This window comes from Microcystis sp. T1-4 (genome assembly GCF_000297435.1).
In the GTDB taxonomy this organism is placed as follows: Bacteria; Cyanobacteriota; Cyanobacteriia; order Cyanobacteriales; family Microcystaceae; genus Microcystis.
In genome coordinates, this window is sequence record NZ_CAIP01000449.1 from 1 (window position 1) to 4,561 (window position 4,561).

Annotated in this window: 5 protein-coding genes; all 5 read right to left on the bottom strand. The window is 36.2% G+C overall.

Features of this window, described 5'->3' with window-relative positions:
- A partial coding sequence (locus MICAI_RS22375) for a DNA methyltransferase (RefSeq protein ID WP_039900737.1) occupies positions 1–2,346 on the bottom strand: 2,346 nt, incomplete at its 3' end.
- Positions 2,347–2,943: 597 nt separating this feature from the next.
- Positions 2,944–3,285 (bottom strand): XisI protein, encoded by a 342-nt coding sequence (locus MICAI_RS22380; protein ID WP_002803043.1) that lies wholly within the window; start codon positions 3,283–3,285, stop codon positions 2,944–2,946.
- On the bottom strand, positions 3,273–3,692 hold the full coding sequence (locus MICAI_RS22385) for a XisH family protein (RefSeq protein ID WP_002767573.1): 420 nt from the start codon (positions 3,690–3,692) through the stop codon (positions 3,273–3,275). Before MICAI_RS22385 ends, MICAI_RS22380 begins: the two co-directional genes overlap by 13 nt.
- Positions 3,693–3,800: 108 nt before the next feature.
- The gene (locus MICAI_RS22390) at positions 3,801–4,055 is read right to left on the bottom strand and encodes a type II toxin-antitoxin system RelE family toxin (protein ID WP_008207425.1); all 255 of its coding nucleotides are present in this window, start codon (positions 4,053–4,055) and stop codon (positions 3,801–3,803) included.
- A complete protein-coding gene (locus MICAI_RS22395; RefSeq protein ID WP_002760112.1) occupies positions 4,052–4,249 on the bottom strand; it encodes a hypothetical protein in 198 nt (65 codons plus the stop codon). The genes MICAI_RS22390 and MICAI_RS22395 overlap by 4 nt, the downstream gene beginning before the upstream one ends.
- Positions 4,250–4,561: the final 312 nt, after the last annotated feature.

The window sequence follows — 4,561 nt, forward strand, 5'->3', positions numbered from 1 at the left end:
TGTGGGTTTTAAAGTTGAACTTTGAGCTTTTACCCAGAGGCGATGTATTTTTGAGTTGAGAATTCCTAGAATGTAGAAATCATCGGAGGCTATTACCATATTTGCTTCACAGGGAAGTATGGACACATCAACCGGAGAAAAAACAATATATTTAGCGATTTTGGGAATGGCAAAATAGCAAGATAGGACAGCTAAAGCTTTTCTCATTCCTGGTCTTGTTTCCCCATATTTCCACCAATTTAATCGGCGTGTGCTGCGCTTATTATTATCCCTTTCTGGTTTAACTTTTTCTTTTACTCTTGTAAAAGGTAAGATATATTCAGCCGCTTCTTCAAGAGCCATATTATCAAAGTCAATAACCCAACTCTTTTGTTCAAAAAGGTTAATTAAATTTTTTCCATCTAACATAGGTTTGACAACTTGTTGATTTTTAGAATCTAACTCAATCCATTTATTAGCTTCTTCTTCCGTTATTACAAATCCTTTTCCTGCTAATTCACAAGCTTGAAAAGAAAAATTATTATTAACTTTTATTTTTTCAGCATTATCTACTGATATTTCAGATTTCAATGCAGTAGATAATAAATTAACTGACAAATTATCTAGAAATAATTCTTTTGGTCTTTCTTTACTCCAATTAACAATACTAACATGAACGTTAGCTTCACCAGACCAAGGCTGAGTTGAAATCGCTTCATGTATAAATCCACCTTGCTTAACCACATAATCTAAGCTTGCTTTTCTCCCAGAAACTTGTGATATTGAATTAGTACCAACTAAACCGGCTCTTCCTAATTCCCCAAGATTTTCCGCAGCTTTTCTAAACCAAAAAACACAAAAATCAGGTTGTCCTTGAACATCAGGAAATTTTTGATAAATTTGTTCTGCATACTCATCTCCTAGTTCTGTTCTTAACTTTTTCCCTCCCAAAAATGGAGGATTACCGATAATTGCGTCTGCTTTTTGCCAATCCGTAAACAAAGCATCAGCACAAATAATATTACTATCCAAAGTATCCAAAGGTAAAGAAGCTTCCGTCAAATTAAACTTATCAATCGCCACCTTTCTGGCAATCATTAAAGTCACCCGCGCTAATTCTACAGCAAAAGGATTAATATCCATTCCATAAAACTGTTTAGGCGTAACAAAACTAATCTGTAATTGGTCACTAGCAGAACGACGACGGTTAGCAATCTTTTCAATTAATAACTGTTCAATGCGCTTTAATTCTTGATAGGCGACATAGAGAAAATTACCCGAACCGCAAGCCGGATCTAATACCTTATACTGCTGTAATTCTAACTGAAGTGTATTTAACTCGCCAATCGTCCCAGCTTGCTCAATTTTCTCCTCCCAGTAACGGCTAATAGTTGGGCGAACAATTTTCATAATATCCGCTTCTGATGTAAAGTGCATCCCGTAAGTATGACGTTCTTCAGCATTAGCTGTCCCCTCAAAAATATTACCAAAAATTGCTGGACGGATCTTACTCCAATCCTGACGCGCCGCCACATCGAGAAACCTTAATTCTTCATTAGTTAATTGAATTGGATGAATTATACTAAACAGTCCCCCATTAAAATAATCCACTCCCTGATACTTGCCAGTGGGGGTAATTCCGGGTTGGTTCATCTGTTGAAACAATCCCCCCAAGACATCATAGGAATTGCCACCATTTAGACATTCTTGTACACAAGAAATAAATAAATCTCTTGGTAACAATCCTCGATCCTCAGCAAACATTGCTAATACACACTGCAAAATAAATCGCTGGGCCGTCAACTCATCAAAACCGCTTTTATGACCGCGTTTTTTTAACAGTTGAAACAACTCACCCATCCGCCGCGCCGCCGTTTCTGTAATCTCGACTTGATTATTCTGAAAAATAGGGGTACGATTCCCTACTTCCATAAAATTGAAGGCACTGACCCGATTTTTTAAATCGTTGAGATTTACTCGATCTACCGGTTCATCTATTTGAAGATCAAAATCAAAAATCCAGAACTGATCAAAATTACATAATAAGACATAGCGAGGGCGATTAGGAACCAAGCGACTCCAGTATTCAAAAGCTTGGGGATAGTGCTTACTTAAATCTTCTCCTCGCTTTTTCATTTCAATTAAAACACGAGGTTTCCAAACTAAATCAGCAAATCCTGTTTTACCTTTCTTGCTACCTTTAGTAATCGCCTCCTCATAGGTTGCACCCGCTTCTAACGCACCTTTATGACCAAAAGCTCGAAAGAAACGGTCTAGGAAAATCTGAGCTTCTTTCCTTTCTTTGCCAGTAATGTGCTGTTGACAAAAATCAATAAATTCCTGTAAGCTTTCAAGGGTAGTAGTCATCTATTGGAGTAGGGTGGGCGTTGTAGTGCGATCACCATCTTACACAATAATTCATAATTCATCATTCATAATTCATAATTCATAATTCATAATTCAGGCTCTTCTAGGTTCTGTGTGATCAGTTTAACTTACTCTATGATCGATCGATCTTTGTGTCCTCTCTGTCTGGAGGGGAGAGCCGATTTTCCATTGAATCAAACCAAATCAATCGACGATTAAAGCAGTCAAACCTATACTAGGTAAGCATTTGGGCGAATTATGCCAAAATACTCACTCTCATTAAGAAAGAAATGCTAAAAGCCTTAATTCTCGTGCTTATTGAGAATGAATCTGTTAGTTTGGCGAGTTTTGAGATTGTAGAAGCCTCTCTGTGAATGCGTTTGAGGCACCTGAATCTTTAGGTTAATTTTCTCCCCTATTATAAGTAGTCGTGCAAAATTAATTTCCTAGTGAAGATAGGCAAAAGGCAGGAGGCAAGAGGTGGTTAGATATGTGTAATTAATTTTGCTTAGGTACTTAGCTCAAATTGCCCCTCTCAAACTCCGAAAAACAGCGATCGCCCTTCTTAACCTCAGCTAAAAATGCGATCGCCCCTGATTAAGCAATAGCAAATTCTGTTAATTTACGACTTGCAGGATCATGAAATGCTAAAACAATATCTTCTTTGGGAATCCCTGCTTCTAATAATTGAGAGGTGATTCCTATTTCTGTCCAATCTTGTTCAATATAAACTCTTTCATTTTTAATACGAATATGAATCTGAATATTGTTGATTTTCTTTTTGTTTATCCAACCAATAGACATCCATAGATAATGATCATGATTTTCATCAAAAATTAAACAGGTTTCTAGTTTTTTTTTGGATGAGCTATTCGCAATTGTGTCTAGCTTTGTTAAGGTATTTTGAATAATTTGGCGATAGTTAGTTAGTTTATCCATTGGACAATCTCCTCTTTTTCGATGTTGACAACTAATAAATCTAATTGGTGTCTTTTAATAACGGCTTGAATAGATTTTCGTTGGAAAAAAGTCTCATAAATTTCATCTTTAATAGCCAGATAGATTTCTTGGTATTCATCTTGTCCTAATTGAATAAGATCACGATAAAAAATATATTGTCCCAAAGCCATTTCAAAGTCTTTGATCATTGAAGGGCCAAGAAAGCTTTTAATTTCAATGATAATTTTACGTTGTCTTTGTTCTTCGGAAATATATTTCTCGATCGCCAGGTCTGGATACAATTCAGCGTCTTCATATTCAATAGGATAAGGATCAGCCGTAATTGTCCAGCCGTCTTTAATTAAGGCATTTTTAACGGCTTCGTGATAGAGGTCTTTTGCCGGCATTTGCCTCCTTCTATTTTGATCACTGGATTTATTATAAGCGATCGCCCTCCTCTTCTCACAGTAAAATAGCGATCGCCTCTTCCAAATTTTTATTAAAAACGCGATCGCCTATCGGTAGATGTCCTTTCGATGTCCAATATCTAGAATAATCACCTTTTTTGCAGAATCATCTATCGCGTAAATAACGCGATAAACTCCAATCCGAATCCGCCAACCTTCTCGTCCTGTCAGTTTGAGACACCCTGCTGGTCTTGGATTGTCAGCTAATGCTCTAATCCCGTCTCGAACTTTCTGATAACTATCTTGGGAAAGATTAGCTAAAGCCTTAGAAGCTTGTTTTTTAATCGCAATAGTGTAATTCATTGACGACTATTTTCAATTTCGGCGATCGCCTCTTCAAAAGGAATTTCTTCCTCTTCCGAAATAGCTAAATCATAGGCTCTAATAGCATTCAATTCTTCAGAATCTTCTAGGAGTTTTCGATATTCCTCTATATCTAAAAGAATACCGATTTGATTACCCTGTTCATCAGTAATATACTTTTGCTTTAATGGCATTGATAATTACCTTGTTTGTTAATTTTATCCCCTATTATAGCTCAAATTTCTCCTTCATCCTCAACTCAACAGCGATCGCCCTTCTCAAACACAATAAAATGCGATCGCTCCAATTAAAGTTAAGATGAGAAACTATACCTCAACTTATCCTAAGAATTAAAGATTAAAAAGTATTTCCTATTCTATAAACTAATGGTATTAATTTAGCTAGAGTTGAGGGTTTGACTTTAGAAAATTGGAATGCTATAATAATGCCTAAATGCCAATATTCGGAATAAGTAATTATGCTATCTTTAGACTTCTTAAGTAGCT